General features: G+C 59.3%; 16 protein-coding genes. All 16 read right to left on the reverse strand.

The features are described 5' to 3' along the window. Positions 1–86 precede the first annotated feature (86 nt). Entirely contained in the window at positions 87–1,163 is a 1,077-nt protein-coding gene (locus tag CARG_RS06450; protein ID WP_020976606.1) for a DivIVA domain-containing protein, read from the reverse strand. 198 nt (positions 1,164–1,361) lie between these two features. Continuing rightward, complete coding sequence (locus CARG_RS06455; protein WP_041747604.1) at positions 1,362–1,652, reverse strand: YggT family protein; 291 nt, start codon at positions 1,650–1,652, stop codon at positions 1,362–1,364. Positions 1,653–1,710: 58 nt separating this feature from the next. Further along, on the reverse strand, positions 1,711–2,124 hold the full coding sequence (locus CARG_RS06460; RefSeq protein WP_020976608.1) for a cell division protein SepF: 414 nt from the start codon (positions 2,122–2,124) through the stop codon (positions 1,711–1,713). 92 nt (positions 2,125–2,216) lie between these two features. Further along, positions 2,217–2,924 carry a peptidoglycan editing factor PgeF gene (gene pgeF, locus CARG_RS06465; protein ID WP_020976609.1) on the reverse strand — a complete coding sequence of 236 codons (708 nt, stop codon included), beginning with the start codon at positions 2,922–2,924 and terminating at the stop codon, positions 2,217–2,219. Position 2,925: 1 nt separating this feature from the next. Next, positions 2,926–4,218 carry a cell division protein FtsZ gene (ftsZ, locus tag CARG_RS06470; protein ID WP_020976610.1) on the reverse strand — a complete coding sequence of 431 codons (1,293 nt, stop codon included), beginning with the start codon at positions 4,216–4,218 and terminating at the stop codon, positions 2,926–2,928. 136 nt (positions 4,219–4,354) lie between these two features. After that, a complete protein-coding gene (locus tag CARG_RS06475) occupies positions 4,355–5,077 on the reverse strand; it encodes a cell division protein FtsQ/DivIB (RefSeq protein ID WP_169733208.1) in 723 nt (240 codons plus the stop codon). Further along, a complete protein-coding gene (gene murC, locus CARG_RS06480; RefSeq protein ID WP_020976612.1) occupies positions 5,070–6,521 on the reverse strand; it encodes a UDP-N-acetylmuramate--L-alanine ligase in 1,452 nt (483 codons plus the stop codon). The genes CARG_RS06475 and murC overlap by 8 nt, the downstream gene beginning before the upstream one ends. Before the next feature lie 34 nt (positions 6,522–6,555). Further along, positions 6,556–7,623 carry a UDP-N-acetylglucosamine--N-acetylmuramyl-(pentapeptide) pyrophosphoryl-undecaprenol N-acetylglucosamine transferase gene (locus tag CARG_RS06485; RefSeq protein ID WP_020976613.1) on the reverse strand — a complete coding sequence of 356 codons (1,068 nt, stop codon included), beginning with the start codon at positions 7,621–7,623 and terminating at the stop codon, positions 6,556–6,558. Beyond that, the gene (locus CARG_RS06490) at positions 7,620–9,068 is read right to left on the reverse strand and encodes an FtsW/RodA/SpoVE family cell cycle protein (protein ID WP_020976614.1); all 1,449 of its coding nucleotides are present in this window, start codon (positions 9,066–9,068) and stop codon (positions 7,620–7,622) included. Before CARG_RS06490 ends, CARG_RS06485 begins: the two co-directional genes overlap by 4 nt. After that, positions 9,065–10,441, reverse strand: a complete 1,377-nt coding sequence (gene murD, locus CARG_RS06495; protein WP_020976615.1) for a UDP-N-acetylmuramoyl-L-alanine--D-glutamate ligase — start codon at positions 10,439–10,441, stop codon at positions 9,065–9,067. The genes CARG_RS06490 and murD overlap by 4 nt, the downstream gene beginning before the upstream one ends. Positions 10,442–10,466: 25 nt before the next feature. Further along, positions 10,467–11,567, reverse strand: coding sequence for a phospho-N-acetylmuramoyl-pentapeptide-transferase (gene mraY, locus CARG_RS06500; protein ID WP_020976616.1), 1,101 nt, complete (start codon positions 11,565–11,567; stop codon positions 10,467–10,469). 79 nt (positions 11,568–11,646) lie between these two features. After that, the gene (locus tag CARG_RS06505; RefSeq protein WP_020976617.1) at positions 11,647–13,092 is read right to left on the reverse strand and encodes a UDP-N-acetylmuramoyl-tripeptide--D-alanyl-D-alanine ligase; all 1,446 of its coding nucleotides are present in this window, start codon (positions 13,090–13,092) and stop codon (positions 11,647–11,649) included. A gap of 2 nt (positions 13,093–13,094) precedes the next feature. Continuing rightward, the gene (locus CARG_RS06510; RefSeq protein WP_020976618.1) at positions 13,095–14,600 is read right to left on the reverse strand and encodes a UDP-N-acetylmuramoyl-L-alanyl-D-glutamate--2,6-diaminopimelate ligase; all 1,506 of its coding nucleotides are present in this window, start codon (positions 14,598–14,600) and stop codon (positions 13,095–13,097) included. A 22-nt stretch (positions 14,601–14,622) separates the two neighbouring features. Next, entirely contained in the window at positions 14,623–16,437 is a 1,815-nt protein-coding gene (locus tag CARG_RS06515; RefSeq protein WP_046209723.1) for a peptidoglycan D,D-transpeptidase FtsI family protein, read from the reverse strand. A 134-nt stretch (positions 16,438–16,571) separates the two neighbouring features. Beyond that, complete coding sequence (locus tag CARG_RS09665) at positions 16,572–17,471, reverse strand: hypothetical protein (protein ID WP_020976620.1); 900 nt, start codon at positions 17,469–17,471, stop codon at positions 16,572–16,574. Beyond that, entirely contained in the window at positions 17,471–18,493 is a 1,023-nt protein-coding gene (gene rsmH / locus CARG_RS06525) for a 16S rRNA (cytosine(1402)-N(4))-methyltransferase RsmH (RefSeq protein WP_020976621.1), read from the reverse strand. Before rsmH ends, CARG_RS09665 begins: the two co-directional genes overlap by 1 nt. Between the last annotated feature and the right edge of the window lie 117 nt (positions 18,494–18,610).

Consider the following 18,610-nt stretch of genomic DNA (forward strand, 5'->3'; position numbering starts at 1 on the left):
CAATGCACAAAAGATACTAGCACACAAAAATGCACCGGCCCGTGGCAGCAATCCACGGGCCGGTGCTTTTGTCAGCTTTTAACGGTTTAGTTGTTGCCGTCGTTCGGTGCTGCGGTACCGCGAGTTGCGAGCTCTTCGAGCTGGGACTCGAGGTAGGTCTTCAGGCGGGTTCGGTACTCGCGCTCGAAGGTGCGCAGTTCCTGAATGCGGGCCTCGAGAGCGGACTGCTGCTTCTTGACGGTAGCCATGATCTCAGTGTGCTTGCGCTCGGCATCCGCCTGCAGGGCGTTGGCCTTATCCTCAGCAGCCTTGAGCTGTGCAGCAGACTTGGAGGTGGCATCAGAAAGCATAGCCTCGGAGCGCCGCTTAGCATCAGCCAGCATGGACTCGGAACGCTCGGTGGCCTCAGCGATAGCCTTCTCAGCACGAGCCTTGGCCTCAGCCAACTTGGACTCGGACTCACGCTGAGCGTTAGCCAGGGTCTGCTGAGAGGAAGCATTGGCCTCGGAGACGGCCTTCTCAGCCTCGGCACGGGCCTTGTCCTTGAGAGCCTGGGACTCGGTGTGGGCATCGCTGGTGAGGCGGTCAGCCATTTCCTGAGCGAGGCTCAGCACGCGGGCTGCCTGCATGTGGGTCTCTGCAGTAGCGGGCTCGCCTTCCCCACCGACGAGCTTGGCCGGCTGGGAGGAGTTAGCGGAAGCAGAAGCCTTGGCGTCCTGGGCTGCCTGCTTAGCCGCGGTGGCCTCGGCACGAGCAGCTTCGGCATCCTTGCGAGCGGCCTCCAGCTGCTGCTTGGTTGCCTTCAGCTCAGCTTCGAGCTTCGCGGTCGCGACGTCATCACCCTTGGATGCAGACGGTACAGGCTGTGCTGCAGCAGCCTTGGCATCAACGCTCTTCTTGTAGTCAGCGAACTTCGCGTCATACTCGGCACGGAGCTTTTCTTCGACGCGGCGAGTAACAGCTGCCTCATCAACAGCGGGGGCAGCGGAGCCACCCCCGGCGGCTACCTGCTTGCGCAGATCTTCATTCTCGTCGTACAGAGCCCCGAGGGTATCCTCGACGAGATCGAGGAACTGATCAACCTCATCCTCGTTGTAGCCACGCTTGCCAATCGGGGGCTTGTTGAACGCGACATTGTGCACGTCAGCTTGAGTAAGCGGCATGAACGGTTCCCTTCGCTACATTCAAGGAGGCGGGAAGGCCCGCCGCCTTTGTCGATTTTTATGCCCCTAAGCATACTAAAAGCATAGAAGTAATTTTCAAGGCGCTGGCGATCTTTACCAGCATTACCGTTAAAGATTAGCGTCAAAAGCATCATTTCTTATGGAAATAACGCGCGGCACGCCGTGAAAAGGATCAATTTAATGGATTGCGGCCGGCAAAAGCATCAAAACCAAGCTACAGACGAAGAAAATCACCATCACGCTCAAGTCCAGCCCCACCCCACCAAGACGAATCGGGGGGATGATACGGCGCACGAAACGCATCGGCGGATCGGTGATTTTAAAAATAGGTTCAGCGATCATCACGAACCAACGCGGCGGCCTAAATTGGCGCGAGAAGGACTCCGCCATTTCAATGACGATGCGCACCAACAGCAGCAGCATGAATAGTTGTACCAGGGCAAGCGCAAGGACTATTGCTACATTCACCTGGTCGAGAGTACACAAAACCCCGGCCACAGTGTGTGACCGGGGCGGACATTTTAAATTAAATGCCGTAGCGTGCTTGACCCTCGTACACGTCCTGCAGTTCGTAAGGTGCAACGTGCACACCCTCCGGAACCATAGCGAACACGCGGGGTGCTACCTTGTCCAATTCACCATGCAGAGCGAAGCACAGGCCAGCAGCAAAATCAACAATGCGCTTAGCTTCCGCCTTGGGCATCGCGTTGACATCAAAGACAACAATGTCGCCGTCACGGAAAGGCTCGCCAACCTCGGCAGCCTGATCGTAGGACGTCACATCGACGGTGACGGTGCGGGGTTCGCGGCGTCGTGCAAGGACCTCGTTGCGGTCGCGGTAGTGGGGCTCGAACTCTGCCTCTTCGAGGTAGTAGTCGCTGCCGTCAACGGGCGGGGTTAGGCCGAAGAACTGCTTGGCCTTGTAAACGAGGTCTGCCATGAGGAACCTTTCCTTAAAATGTCTGCGCTGCCACCAACTCTAGGGGTTTTGTGGCATTTATCTGCGTAATGACACGCGTGTCAGAATATTTTTTACTGCTCTGTCAGCCAGATAACACCGGCTTGTCGACCCGTCACTCCCTCGCGCCGATGCGAAAAGAATTCCGGGTCTTCGATGGTGCACCGCCGGTCAATATCAATATTGCTAACACCCTTGGTGTAGAGCTGATACGCCAAGCCCGCCCGGATGTCCACACCCGGGGTACCTTTCAGTGTTGTGCAATAGGACCCAGGCAAATGATTGTCGACGTCGCGGGCCATCGCCTCGGGAAGCTCGTAGCGCTCACCAGATGCCGCAGGCCCAAGCAACGCGTGAATCTTTTCGGGGTTGGCACCCAACCCCACCATGGTATCCACCGTGCGGGCGACGATGCCGTTACGTGCACCCAGGCGACCTGCGTGCACGGCAGCAACCACCCCGGCGTCATGATCACTGAGCAACACCGGCGTGCAATCGGCAACCAAAACGCACAACCCCAGGCCGCGCTCGGTGGTCACAATCGCATCAGTGGCAGCGACGGGATTATCCGTGGAACCGTCGACGACCGTCACCGTATTGGTGTGCATCTGCTCCATCCACACCAACCGCTGCAGTCCAAGGACCTCCGCCAAACGCGCACGGTTAGCGACAACCGCCTGCGGATCATCACCGACGTGATCACCCAGGTTGAACGAATCGTACGGCACGGCAGACACCCCACCGCGGCGGGAGGTGAAGACCTTACGGACGGGGCGATCCATTTTAGCGGCGGCGGTGGGTCATGAAGGATGGGACGTCGAGCTCATCGTCATCATCATCAACACGGCGGTAATCATCGCGAGTGGTAAACATCCCGCTCGCACGGTCACTGCGGTCACTACGATCGCTGCGCTGCAGACGATCGCTACGATCCAGACGCTCAGAGCGGGAAGCGGCAGCCGCCTCCGGACGCTCGGTCGGCTCGCTAACCTCACGGCTGGAGAACTCTGCCACGGTGGACTCAAACAAAGATCCGCTTTCTGCAGGTGTCTGTGCGGACTCACCCAACACAGCGTGTACACCCTGAGCCTGCTGAGCAGAGTGCGAAGCCTTCGCCGAGGGGTTCGGGCTGCCATCAAAACCGGAAGCAACAACAGTCACGCGAACTTCGTCGCCCATGTTGTCGTCCAGAATGGAACCGAAGATGAAGTTGCAGTCCTCATCGCACAGTTCCTGGACAATGTTTGCCGCCTCAGTGACCTCTGCAAGGCCAATGTCGGAACCACCAGCAAAGGACAGAAGAACACCCTTGGCGCCGTCCATCGTGGTCTCCAACAGTGGGGAGTTAATAGCCTGCTCAATGGCCTCAACCGCGCGGCGCTCACCGCGAGCCGAACCGATGCCCATCAACGCTGTGCCAGCGTCCTTAATCACGGAGCGAACATCGGCGAAGTCAACGTTGATCAAACCGGGGGTGGTGATTAGGTCGGTAATGCCCTGCACACCGTTGTGAAGCACCTTATCGGCGGCCTTGAAGGCGTCAACCATCGACAGGTTCTCTTCGCCAAGCTGCAACAGGCGATCGTTGGGGATGATGATCAGCGTGTCGCAAGCTTCACGCAGAGCCTCGATACCTTCGTCAGCCATGCGGGAGCGGCGCTTGCCTTCGAAAGAGAACGGACGGGTGACAATACCCACGGTCAATGCGCCCATCTTCTTAGCGATGGATGCAACCACCGGAGCGGCACCGGTACCGGTGCCACCACCCTCACCTGCGGTGACGAAGACCATGTCGGCGCCCTCCAGGGACTCCTGGATCTTCTCTTTGTACTCTTCAGCGCTCTCGCGCCCAACGTTCGGATCCGCACCAGCGCCGAGACCACGGGTTGCCTCGCGGCCAATAGCAAGCTTGGTGTCAGCATCAGAGAACATCAGTGCCTGGGAGTCAGTGTTGACGGCGATGAACTCGACGCCCTTCAAGCCCCCTTCGATCATGCGGTTGACCGCGTTGACGCCGCCGCCACCGACGCCGACAACCTTGAGTACAGCCAGGTAATTGTTGTTTGGGTTTGACATCTAGAAATCCCGCTCGCTTCTTTGTACGTTGCAGTTTGTGTTGCCTCTCATCTTCGATTAAACAAACACAAAAGGGTAGGACATACTCGGCGTGTCCTACCCTAAACCTTAACTTTAAGGTTATTGACCTGGGGTTTTATCGCTTAGTGACGAGCTCTGGGTTGGAGACATTCCATTGCTGGCCCTCTTGTGTCAACACAGCAGCAGTAGCAAGTGCCTTATCCCCCGCGTTCGCCGAAGAACCCCACTCGACAACCCGGCCATCAACAGTAACCAACGACAGCGCATACTCCGACGGCGCCTGCACCTGCGCAATCTGCTCCCTAACCGGCGGACTCAAAGCCTCAAGCACTGTGGCAACATCACGGAACAACGCGACGTCATCATCTTTGGTCCCCGTGACCTCCACGCAGCCGGTCGGCGGAGAATCAATAATGAAAGCGACGCCGCGACTATCGATCAGGTGGTCACCATCGCTACGCTTGGCATACATCAAAGCCTCACGCTCGGCGACCTCCACCCGAACCGTCGACGGCCACTGGCGCACCACACTAGCCTGGCGCACCCACGGCAACTCCACCACCCGATCAGCAGCAGCGGAAGCATCAATGCGCGCCAAATTCTGCCCGGGCACAATCAGCGTCGCCTGCTCGATAGCCTGAGAATCAGTATGGGAATTGCCCTCGACCTTGAAACCCGACACCTTAAAAATCGGCACCAGCAACACCAACGCCGCAGCCAAGACGACCACAGCCAACACTGCCCCACCCCACACAGCTAGCCTGCGCACAGACAACCTGGGCAACCCGGGCTTCCTCGGCAACTCCGGAGACTCTGGCGATGCAGTCACCTTAGGCACCCGCCCGTTCCTGCAAGGCCAAGACAATCTCCTCCGAGGCCATCGTCACGGTGCCAGCACCCATGGTCAGCACAATGTCACCCGGGCGCACGATCTTCGCGACAGTTGCAGCCACCTGGGAAAAATCAGGCTGGTACACCACGGATGTCGTCATCTTACCCGCGATGATGCGCCCATCAATCCCCTCCACGGGCTCCTCGCGGGCGCCGAAAATATCCAACAGCACCACCTTGTCCGCAGCGGACAAGGCCTCCGCAAACTCATGCTGGAACTCGATCGTGCGACTGTACAAATGCGGCTGGAAAGCAACAATCACACGGCCACTGCCCTTTTGCTCAACCTTCTCGCGCGAAGCCTTCAGCACGGCTGCGACCTCCGTCGGATGGTGCGCATAGTCGTCAAACACCTGAACAGCCTCCGTACCGGGCTGCAGCACGACCTCGCCCTTGTATTCAAAGCGGCGGCGCACACCAGAAAAATCGCTCACACCCCGGGCCAAAGCCTGCGGGTCACCACCAACGCATGCACCCGCAACAATCGCAGCAGCAGCATTCAGCGCCATATGCAGCCCAGGAACCTGCAAGTCGACTTCGACCTCGCCGGAGGCCAACGCCACCGAAAAATGTGAGCCTGACGCCGTGGTTTCCACACCACTAACAACCGCCGCAGCCGGCACTGAAGGATGCTGCGCGCACGCCTGCTCAGTGCCATAACCAACAACCTTGCAACCAACACCAGCATCAAGGCAACGCTTCGCCAAGGCAGCAGCATGCTCGTCATCCAGACCCACAATCAACGTGTCAGACACTAGTGCGGCAAAATCATCAAACACCTTGAAATAGGCCAAAGGAGTGCCAAAGAAATCCAAATGATCCGGCTCAATGTTGGTCACCACCGCCACATCCGGCGCATAGGTCAACAACGAAGCATCGGATTCGTCAGCCTCCGCCACGAACACCCGGCCACTGCCATGATGAGCATTTGTGCCAGCCTTATTCAGCTGCCCTCCGATAGCGAAACTCGGATCCAAACCAGCAGCCTGCATCGCCACAACAGTCATCGACGTCGTCGACGTCTTACCGTGGGTGCCGGCGATCAACACCTGGGTGGAGCCCTCCATCACCTTCGCCAACAAATCAGAACGACGGATCACCGGAATACCCAACCGCTGCGCTTCAACAAGCTCAGGGTTATCCTTCGGGATCGCAGCAAAGGACGTCACCACAACCGTCGGCGGCTCACCCGCCAACGACAAATTCGCGGCGTCATGACCAATGGCAACCTTCGCCCCCATCGACCGCAACGCCAAGACCACACGCGAATCCTTCGCATCCGACCCCGTCACCACAGCACCCCGGCTGAGCAAAATACGGGCAACACCGGACATCCCGGCACCACCGATGCCCACCAAATGCACCCGTGACAGATCAACACTTTCAACCATCAACAGCCGCCTTCCAGACGAAAAAAACAAAAACCTAGCGTTTAACACTCGCGAGCACACGCGCGGCAATCTCCCCCGCGGCGTCATCACTACAACACGACGCCACCGCAACACGCGCAACCTCATAGCGCTCCGGGTCAGCCATGGCAGACACTGCGTCCACAATGGCCTGCGCCGACAGATCAGCATCATCAATCATGACGGCACCACCAGCATTAACGACGCCGCGTGCATTCAGCGCCTGCTCACCATTACCGTGCGGCAAAGGCACATAAATCGCCGGCACACCCGCCTGAGTGACCTCCGCGACCGTCATCGCACCCGAACGACACACGGTAATATCCGCAACAGCCAACGCCTCCGCCATCGCATCAATATAAGCAACCGGGAAATACCCCTTACGCGGTTGCGGCGAAGAATTATTCTTGCCATAAGCGTGCAGCACCTGGAAGCCCAACGCCACCAAGTCCTCCACAGCACCGTCAATAGCACGGTTAATCGAAGCAGCACCCTGGCTACCGCCGGTAACAACCACCGTCTTCATCGACGAAGACAAACCCCACCGGGCGCGGGCACGACCGGCCAACACGCGGGGATCCTCCCCAGACGTCAACGTCTTACGCAGCGGAATACCCACCACATCACCCGGCATGCCAGACCCCGACACAGCATTCAAACCCACCCCGCCCAAACGCACACCCAACTTGTTAGCCACACCAGCACGCGCATTGGACTCATGCACAAAAAACGGCAGCCCCAACTGGCGCGCGGCAAGGTACGCGGGCGCCGACACATAACCGCCGAAACCAATCACGGCATCCACGCGCCGCTCGCGCATGATCTTCTTCGCCTGACTCACCGCCTGCCACACCCCCTTAGGCAGACGCAGCAACGCCATGTTGAGCTTGCGGGGCACCGGCACAGGGGGAATCAAATCGAGATCGTAACCCCGAGCAGGAACAATGTCTTTTTCCAAACCCTTTGGCGACCCCAGAGCGCACACATACGCCCCACGATCACGCAAAGCGTCCGCCACAGCCAAGGCAGGCTCAATATGGCCGGCAGTGCCACCACCAGCAACCATCACACGAACTTCACTCATTTGGTTCTCCTCGTGGGCCTAGAATTCCTCGTTGGCCTAGAATTCCTCGTCGGCCTCGAATCCCTGTCTTGCAGCATGGATGGACGCGACGTCCTCTCCGCTACAGTACGCGCAGTCGGCCGCGACTCTGTACGCACCCGGGGCGCCCGCGCAGGCGGCGTCAAGAAACCCTCCGTCACCGGCTGTGGCTCAGGCAAGCGCAACAAGTGATCCAACGAGGGCTTACCAAAGGACTGCATAGCAGAGACCGTCTCTGGCTCATGCCGGGCACAGTTGGCCAGCAGCCCCATTGACCCCAAGGTAATAATCGCCGAGGTACCACCAGCGGAAATCATTGGAAGCTGAATACCCGTCACCGGCGCCAAACCAATAACGTAGGCAATATTGATGAAGGCCTGCACCACCACGCCTCCGGTCAGCGTGGCAGCCAGCAGTGACAAGAAAGAATTGTTGATCCGCAAAGCCGTGCGGACACCAAAGAAAGCAAGTGCCGCGAACAGGGCGATCACCATCGTGCCGCCCCACAGGCCCAACTCTTCACCAATGATGGCGAAGATAAAGTCGTTTTTAGCCTCCGGCAGATAGAACCACTTCGCACGGGACTGGCCCAAACCAACACCCCACAGCGAACCATCCGCCAAGGACAAAAAGCCCTGGTAGGACTGGAACGCATGCCCACGCGTGTCAGCAAAGTGGCCAAACAGAGCATCAAAGTAGACGGTGAAACGGTGGGAGCGGAAACCGCCCTGGGAGGCCAAGCCCAACAGGCCCAGCACCACCGCACCAGCGGCGGCGAAAATCCACCGGCGGTTCACGCCAGCAAAATACATCACCAAGGCCACCACCAGCAGGTAAGCCATAGCCATGCCGATATCGCCCTGCAGGACAATCAGCAGCAAAAACCCACCGGCAACAGCGGTGAAGGTGGCAAACCTACTGCTCCAGCCCCGGCTGTCAGCCCGGCCGACCTCAGGAGCTAAGTAGAACGAGCCCCACACGGCGATCGCTACCTTCGCTACCTCCGAAGGCTGCAGACGCAAAGGACCGAGCACAATCCACGACTGGGAACCGACCTCTTCCTTACCCGTACCAATACCTGGAATGAGCACCAGAAGAAGTAGCACAGCGGTGATAACCAGCAGCAGCGGTGCCAAACGCTGGATATGCGCGGGGTTCATCCTCAACCCCACCCACATTGCGACAAAGCCAGCAACCACCATGACCGCCTGGCGGATGGTGATCGCCCACGGGGAGGCATCGTCAATGACAGACCATGTCATCGACGAGCTCATCACCATGATCAAACCAAAAAAGGCGAGGATAGTCACCGTCGCCAAAATCATGTAGTAGTCCGTCATGGGGCGCGCCAACACGTCGGCAACAAACCCGGACACGCGTCCCTTCGGTGGGCGGACGTGTTCGCGTTTCTGGGCGGGAGTGCTCATCGCGCAAACCTCCTGGCGGCATCGGCGAACAGGTCACCGCGCTGCCCCATACCTGTAAACATGTCTAATGACGCCGCGGCCGGCGCCAGCACCACAGATTGCCCGGGTTGGGCCGCAGCAGCTGCCGCAGCGACAAGTTCCTCCGTGGCTGCCACCGGGTCGGTGCTGTCTGTCACGACAATGGGTAGATCGGGGCGGGCATCCAGCAGCGCTTGGCGGATTACCTCGCGATCGACCCCCATCAAGTAGGCTGCTGCCATATGCGGTGCGTGCTCGCGCACTAGCTCGGCAACATCCGCACCCTTGAGCTGGCCACCAGCAACCCAGTGCACTCCACTTTGGCCACGCAGTGCGGCATCCGCAGCGTGTGGATTGGTGGCCTTGGAATTATCAACAAAAGCCACCCCGTTATGTTCGTGTACCACCTGGCCACGGTGCCCGGAAACTTCAAAAGTATCCAATGCGCGGGCGATAGCCTGCGGTTCAACGCCCTGCGAACGCGCCAATGCCGCTGCCGCCAACGCATCGTACACGCCCGCCGGTCCTGCCGGGGAAATCCCCTCGGCGCTAGCTAGCACTCCTCCACCGAACGCACGGTCAACGAGCATCCCATCTTCCACACCGAGCTCGCCGTCCAGCGGAATGCCGCTACCAAAAGCGATAACGTCGCGGGCGCCAGCGACCCGCACCACCGCGGCGTCATCACGGGAAATAATCGCAACATCGCTATCAAGCAACTTGGCTTTGGCCAGCGCATAGGCATCGAAACTTCCGTGCCAATCGATGTGATCATCAGCCAAGTTCAACAGCACCCCAGCTGCCGGGTGGATCGTCGACGACCAGTGCAGCTGGAAACTGGACAGTTCCGCGACAATGACATCAATTCGGGGCTCCGCCAGCAGCGCATCGCTCACCGAGACCCCAATGTTGCCCACGGCCTCTGCTTTAAAGCCGCCCTCGGACAACATGGCTGCAGCCATCGCCGTGGTTGTGGTCTTTCCGTTGGTGCCGGTGATCGCCAACCACGTGCGGGGCGCACCACACGCACCGGCGGAATCCAGGCGCCACGCCAATTCGACGTCACCAATGACCTCAACGCCAGCCTCAGCAGCCGCCACCAGAACAGCCGAATCGGGCCGCCACCCCGGCGACGTCACCACCAAATCAACCGAATCCAAGGATTCGCGCAGCTGCGCGGTTGACCACGCTTCGACCTCCGTAGCCTCCTGCACGCGGAAACGCGCGGTCTCATTATCGTCGGCCACCCGAACATCCGCCCCAACGCGTGCAAGAAGACGGGCACACCCCGCGCCAGACACACCGGCACCCGCAACAACGACACGGCCCAGAGACTCAGCCGAAAACTCACACATCGGAACTCCTTACGCAGCAACCGGCCTAAACGCCAGCAGCCGTCAACCAATCCGTGTAGAACAACGCAATGCCGATCATGCAGGCCATCGCGGTAATCAACCAGAAACGAATAACCACCATGGTCTCCGCCCAGCCACCATTTTCAAAGTGGTGATGGAAGGGGGCCATGCGGAAAAAGCGCGTGCCCTTCGTGCGGAACACCACAACCTGAATCGCAACGGATGCAGCCTCGATCACGAACAGCGCACCCACGACAACCATCAGCAGCTCGGTGCGGGAAGCAATCGAAATACCTGCAACCAAACCGCCCAAAGCCAAGGAGCCCGTATCGCCCATGAAGATCTTCGCCGGGGCCGCGTTCCACCACAAAAAGCCCAAGCAGGCGCCCAGTCCAGCGGCGGTCAGTACAGCCAAATCAAGAGGGTCACGCACCGAGTAGCAACCAGGCACAGCAGCAACCGAGCAAGAATTACGGAATTGCCAGAAGGTCACAATCGAGTAAGTACCCAGCACCATCGCGGTGGACCCAGCAGCCAAACCGTCCAAACCATCAGTCAGGTTCACGGCATTCGACCACGCCGAAACCACAATGTAGATAAACAGCAAGAACAGCAGCAGGCCGATGATCTTCGGCCCGACGGCCAAAGTGAAAGTGCCGATATCACGCACAAAGCTAAGTTTCTCCGAGCCTGGCGTCAGGCCGTGTTCGTCGGGGAACTGCAGCAACGCCACGCCGAAGCCCAAAGACACAGCAAGTTGGCCAATCAGCTTGGCTTTCTTGTTCAGACCCAAGTTCCGGACCTTGACCAGCTTGATGTAGTCGTCAGCAAAACCCAGAGCACCCAGGCCCACGGTGAGCCCCAGCACCAGCAGACCCGAGGCGGTGAACCCACCGGTACCACGAATCATCGAGTAGAGGTTGGTGACCACATAGGCGAACACAATGCCCGTCAAAATCGCGATGCCACCCATGGTGGGGGTGCCGCGCTTGCGCAGGTGCGACTTGGGGCCTTCCTCGCGGATCTCCTGCCCCAGGCCTTCCGCGCTGAATCGACGGATCAGCACCGGAGTAAAGAAGATCGCCACCAGGAAGCTCAATGCCCCACTGATAATTATCTGAGTCACTATTAAATCTCCTGCTTAAAAACGGTGCGATCGAACGAGTAAGAAGTCTAGCCGGGTGCCTGCCCGCAACCGGGGAGGCTCAACCAGCGGCCACAATGTCAGCAACCGACCACAGTGCTTCCGACCGCGAAGCTTTCACAAGTATGACGTCGCGGGGCTCAATGTCGGCAGACACCGTCTGGGCGGCAGCCTGGGCGTCCGGCACTGCGCGTACCCACACACCCGCAGCCGTAGCGGCGTCAACAAGCGCACGCATGTTGGGGTTATCCCCCACTGCCACCACACGATCGATGTGCAATTGCTGCAGTGTGGCCACAATGTCGGCGTGCTCTGCTTCGGCGTCGTCGCCGAGCTCGCCCATCTGGCCCAGCACAGCCCAACTGCGCGCGTCCTCCCGCGCCGAGGCGGTGTAAGCCAGCGCGGCGAGCCCCGCCCGAACACTGTGGGGGTTGGAGTTGTAGGAATCGTTGATGATGGTCACACCATCGGGGCGGGTGGTGACCTCCATGCGGCGACCAGAGCGCGCGACGTGAGCATTCAACCCAGTCGCAACCTGTTCCAGCGTCAAACCGGCTTGAAGGCCGGCGGCAGCAGCGGCCAAAGCGTTGGACACCTGGTGCTCGCCGAAGACCTGCAAACGCACCGGCACTTTTACCCCGCCGGCGTGCAGAACAAACGATGGCCGGGCTACCTCGTCCAACACGATGTCGGTGGCGTACACATCCGCCTGCGAGCTCTGCGTGGAATAAAAAACGCACCGCGCGTTTGTCCGTTCGGCCATGGCGCGCACGGCGTCATCATCAAAATTCAACACGGCGACGCCATCATCCGGCAGGGCTTCCACCAACTCGCCCTTAGCGATGGCGATGTTTTCCCGCGAACCAAACTCACCCAGGTGAGCGCTGCCGACATTAAGCACGACCGAGATCCGGGGCGGCGCGATCTGCGTCAGCTTTGCGATATGACCGATGCCGCGCGCGGACATCTCCGCCACCAAAAACTGCGTCTGCGCATCGCAGCGCAGCACCGTGTACGGCATACCGAGCTCATTGTTGAAGCTTCCCGGTGGGGCCACAGTGGGGCCGGCTTGCTCAAGCACACTAGCGATGATGTCCTTCGTCGACGTCTTACCCGCCGAACCCGTCACCCCCACCACGGTCAGCTGCTCACAACGATCCACCAGTCCGCGCGCCAGCCGCGACAACCCCTGAATCACCGCCTGCGCATCGGGGTGTTCCAAACCCAAACCGGTGGTTTCGCCCGTCGCCGGCGGGCACAGCACGGCCGGGGCGTCCACATCATGTGCAGCCAGCACGCACACCGCGCCAGCCTCAATTGCTGACGCCGCGAAATCATGGCCGTCAACGTTTTCGCCCGGTAGCGCAATAAACAACGAACCCGGCTGGAGTTTGCGCGAATCAAACTCCGCGGGGGCAGTCACCCGCGCCTCCGCGATAGCCTCGGCCTGCTCATTCAAGCGGCCACCAACAATCTGTGCGATCTCCGCAACACTAAAATCCAGCATGACTACCGCTGCCTTTCCTCATCCAGCCGCGCCACAATCGCAGCTTCCAACTGCTCGCGGTCATCGAAATGGTGCGTCACTCCACCAATAATCTGGCCGGTTTCATGCCCTTTACCAGCGACAACAATGGCGTCACCCGGCTGTGCCCACGCAACGGCCTGTGCGATAGCCTGGGCGCGATCACCAATCTCTACTACCTCGGCGTTAGTCCCCTGCGTGCCCTCAAGCACAGCAGCGCGAATCAGCGCCGGATCCTCCGACCGAGGATTGTCATCGGTAACAACCACCAAGTCTGCGCAACGCGCGGCCTCACGCCCCATCAACGGACGCTTCGCCTGGTCACGATCCCCGCCCGCGCCAACAACCACCCCAATGCGGCCTTTCACCTGGCTCGACAACTCCTCCAGGATCGCCGCAATAGCCGCAGGCTTATGGGCGTAATCGACAACAGCCAAGAAATCTTGGCCGACATCCACACGTTGCATGCGCCCCGGCACAGCCACCTGTCCCAAAGCCTCCGCAGCGACAGCCACCCCATCCGGATCCACCACAGATACACAAGCCAACGCCATCGCAGCATTAGCCACATTAAATTCCCCCGGCAATGGAATGCTGACTTTCACAGGTTCGCCGCCCTCGCGGCGCCACACAAACGACTGGCTATTGTCCCCGGCCGTCACCCGCTGCGAGACCTCAACCCCCGCGGCGTCATGAAGCGACAGCGTCAACGCACCCGTGCGATCCGCAAGCGTGCGACCCCACTGGTCATCCACATTGACGATAAAAGTGCACTGATCATCCGGCACAAACCAGGCGGCCTTCGCCTCAAAGTACTCCTCCATCGAATGGTGGAAATCCAAATGATCCTGGCTCAGATTATTAAAAGCCTTCACAACAAAACGCGTACCAGCAACACGCCCCAAACTAATCGCATGCGAAGACACCTCCATCACCACATCCGTCACCCCCTGATCTCGCATTGACGCGAACAACTCCTGCAACTTAGGAGCCTCGGGCGTGGTCAACTTCGTCGGCACAGCGCGACCATCGATACGCGTACCCGTCGTGCCAATCAACCCCACCTTCTTACCCTGAGCCATCAGGGCCTTTTCCATCAAATAGCTCGTCGTAGTCTTACCCGACGTACCCGTAATACCGATGATGCGCAGCGACTGCGAAGGATTGCCATACACCGCGGAACTCACAGCACCCAACACTTCACGCACCTGATCAACAACAATCACAGGGACATCCAAACCAAGTTCATCGCGCACAATCGACAAACCCTGAGCATCAGTGAGCACCGCCGAAGCATCCGCCTGGCCGGCAAAGCGCGCGCCATGCGCATTCGACCCCGGCACAGCCGCAAACACACCACCCTGCGGCAACTCCTGAGCATTGATCCCAATCGCCTGAACCGTAACCCCCGCGACGTCAACAATCGAATCAATACGCCCACCAGCAATATCAGCCAACTGGGCTAGCGTCGGACACTCCACAACAGACATCTTTGATACTCCTTCGGCGACGCTACTGGGCCTGCAAAACAAGATCTTGCTCATTGGAACGCGACAACGGCACATTGTCACGCGTCAGCAACCACGACGCAATGTCATGGAACAAAGGAGCAGCCGACTGGCCACCCTCACCATGCACACCTCGCTGCGGCGCATCGAGCATAATAGCCACCACATAACGAGGATCATCCGCAGGGGCAATACCAGCAAACGTAATCCAATACTTACTGTTCGAATAGCACTGGCACGCCGGATCCACCTGCTGAGCAGTACCCGTCTTGCCACTAATCTGATAGCCCTCCACAGCAGCCTGCGGGCCCGTACCCTGCTGCACGCCCGTCGGATCGCTCTGAGCCACCGAACGGAACATGTTGCGCACAGTACGGGCCGTATCTTCACTCACCACACGCGTGCGTTCCGGCTGTGGCAGACGATCAACAGTGCCAGCCGCATTGGTCACGCGCTTGATAATGCGCGGCGTCACGCGCTCGCCATCGTTAGCGATCGCCTGATACACACCCGCCATCTGCAACAGAGTCAACGACATACCCTGACCAATCGGCAAATTTGCGAACGTACCACCAGACCACTGCTCGCGATCCGGCAACAAACCAGCAGATTCGCTAGGCAACTCCACGCCCGTCAGCTGGCCAATGCCAAACTTCTTCAGCATGTCAGCGAAGCGATCCTCCCCCACCCGCTGCGCCAACATCAAGGTGCCAACATTCGACGACTTACCGAACACGCCAGTGGTCGTGTACGGCATAACACCGTGCTCCCACGCATCGCGGACCGTCACACCCGCCATGTCAATGGAACCGGGAACCTGCAGCACCTCATCAGGGGTAGTCAGATTATTTTCAATGGCAGCCGACGCCGTGATGATCTTCGCTACAGAACCAGGCTCGAAAGGCGAGGTAATCGCCGAATTATCGAAGCTCTTGCCACGCTCCAACTGACGCTGAATATCCCCCATCGGATCCACCGTGTCACTGTTGGCCATTGCCAACACCTCACCGGTTTTCGCGTCAAGCACCACAGCCGACGCCTGCTCTGCACCAGAATTAACCTTGGCCTGCTGCACCTGCTGCTGCACATAGGTCTGGAGATCCAGGTCGATCGTGAGTTCAATCTGAGCACCATCGACGGCAGGATTCTGATCCCTCAACGTGCCCGGAATAGCTTGATCGTTGGTGGAAACTTCCTCAACTTTACGGCCGTCAATACCGGCTAGCTGCGCATCCGAGGAGGCCTCCAGACCGAACTGGCCGACACCATCGATAGAGGTCTTGCCCACAATGTTTTCAGCAATCGCACCATTGGGGTACTGGCGAATATCCTGCCGGTCTGCCGCAACCCCAGGGAAGCGAGCTGCGACCTCCGCAGCAATATCTGGATCAACGTTGCGCACCAAGACGGTGTAGTAGGAATCGGACTTCAACGCATCCAAAATTTCCTTGGAGTCAACGCGCGTCGCATCAGCCCCCGGCGCTCCACTGTTTTTGACCATCTTCGGGATTTCCTCCGACATGGTCTTGAGCGTCGTGGGCACATCATCGTAGCGGTCCGGCATCTGCTCGTGACGAGTCTTAATCTCGTCCCGCAGACGAATCGGGCTAACCGTCAACGAACGTGCCTGCATGGTAAATGCTAACTCTGCACCATTGCGGTCAACAATCTGACCGCGTTTAGCGGGGGTGACATACACACGCTCGCGTTGTTCCTGCGCCAAGGCAGAAAGGCTAGGACCCCACACCCCCTGAACCCAAGCCAGGCGTCCTACCAATACAGCTGCTAAGACAACGGCCAACGTCCGGACTAAAAACATCCGGCGACGGCTTAAATCCACATCAACACGCTGTCGCACTCGCACATCAGAAGACTTCACATCATCCGACACTACCGATCGACCGGGCCGGCCCCGATCCGGCTCGCCCCGACGCACCGAAGCCATAGCGACACTTACTCTCCGCCGACAGGCGCAACAGTAGATGCACCATCATCAACCGGAGCCGTCTGAGCAGGCGCAGGTTGCGCGGGGGCAGACTGCTCGCGCACAGGCTGAGCAGGCGCAGCCGCATCCTGCGCGGGCTGGCCTACAGCCGGAACCGACGCGACGTCAGCACCCCGAGAAGAATACGGAGCAACACCAGGAACCTGTTCAACCCGCGGCAACTGATCCAAAGAATCCGTCACAGCGCGAGTTTCTGCGGGGTTGGACGTCGCCGAGCTCGCACGAACCTTATTGCCGTTGACGTCAACCAACGGGCGAGTCTTCGCCGCATCCGACGCCAAGACCTCCGCAACCGGAGCCTCCGCACCATGGGAAACCTCCAGCACACCCGGCCGATCGGGGACAACAAACCCCATTTCGGAAGCGCGACGAGCGATCTCCGCAGATGAACGCACGCTTTCCAAATCGCGATGCAAAGACTCAAGCTCGTTATCCAGCTGAGTTTCCTGCGACTTCAGATCCTGGAGACTAAAGGTCTGTGACGTCGCGTGCGCCGACAGGAACATAACCGCACCCACCGAAGCCGACAGCAACGCAATGACGAACACCACGAAGCGAACGAAATGCGGATCGTTCTTGACCTGCGCGACGCGGCGGCCGCGCTCGACAATAACCTGCTTAGAGCCCAGCTCTTTTTGAAGACGACGGCCACGCTTCTTCGGCTGCGGCCGTAACGCCCGACCAGGATGAGGCTCGGTATAGCCAACCTCCCGCAAGGCATCGGCACGACGCTGCAGCAATGCCTCGTCCAGTTCGCGACGATGTGCACGACGCACAGCACCCCGTTCCAGCACAGTGACGCCCTGCTGGCGACGCTCACTAATGGTGGTTCGACGCTGCTGTGCCATCACAAAACTCCTCGGCTAGAACTGGAAAAACTACTGCTATCTGGCAGGGCGATACGCTCCACCGCTCGGACACGAACCGGTGCTGACCGCGGATTCTCCGCAATCTCCGCCTCGGAAGCTTTCTCAGCCCCACGAGTAATCAGACGGAATTGAGGAGCGGTACCAGGCAGGTCCATGGGCAACCCAGGTGGTGTCTTCGAGGTGCTCATGTCAACCAAGGCCTTCTTGACGATCTTGTCTTCAAGAGACTGGTAGCTCATGAACACCGCGCGTCCACCCACTGCTAGGCGATCAGTAATCACCGGGATCACTGCTGCCAAGGAATCGAGCTCTGCGTTTACCTCGACGCGCAAAGCCTGGAATGTGCGCTTAGCTGGGTGTCCACCGGTCTTGCGTGTGGCTGCCGGAATCGTGTCATAAAGCAACTCCACCAACCGCGCGGAAGTGGTGAAGGGCTGCTTTTCACGCTCCCTCACAATGGCAGACGCGATTTTGCCCGCGAAGCGCTCATCACCATAGGTACTCAAAATCCTCGCGATTTCCCCGTGCGAATAGGTATTCAAGATGTCGGCCGCGGTCTTGGTCTGGCTGGGATCCATGCGCATATCCAGCGGGGCGTCCATCCTGTAGGCAAATCCGCGCTCTACTTGATCAAGCTGCATCGAGGACACACCTAGGTCGAACAATGCGCCGGCTACGCCCTGCTCGCGCAAAGTGTCAAAAATTGGGCCCTCGGATTCGTCCGCTACGTCGGCGAAGTCATCAAACCTGGCTTGGATAGCCACGAAGCGATCACCAAAACGCGACAGACGTTCACGGGCCCCCGCTAGGGCGTGCGGGTCACGGTCAACCCCCAACACGCATGCTTTCTCGAAGGTTTCCAAGAAGTGCTCAGAGTGTCCGCCCGCACCCAACGTTGCGTCAACGATGACGGCATTGCTTCCTAGAGCGCTGACGCCGGGGGCTATGAGCTGCGCCATGCGATCGCGTAAGACCGGAATGTGGCCGTATTCGCCTTCCATATCGGCGCGCCCCCTTTCGAGCGTTCAAGGTGAGGATGTTGCGTGGCACGTCAGACGGCCGGTGAGCGACCGGTGCGCGTGGAGCCCTGCTCGAGCGGCTTTGCTGATGTTGGGGAA

The organism is Corynebacterium argentoratense DSM 44202 (assembly GCF_000590555.1).
GTDB lineage: Bacteria > Actinomycetota > Actinomycetes > Mycobacteriales > Mycobacteriaceae > Corynebacterium > Corynebacterium argentoratense.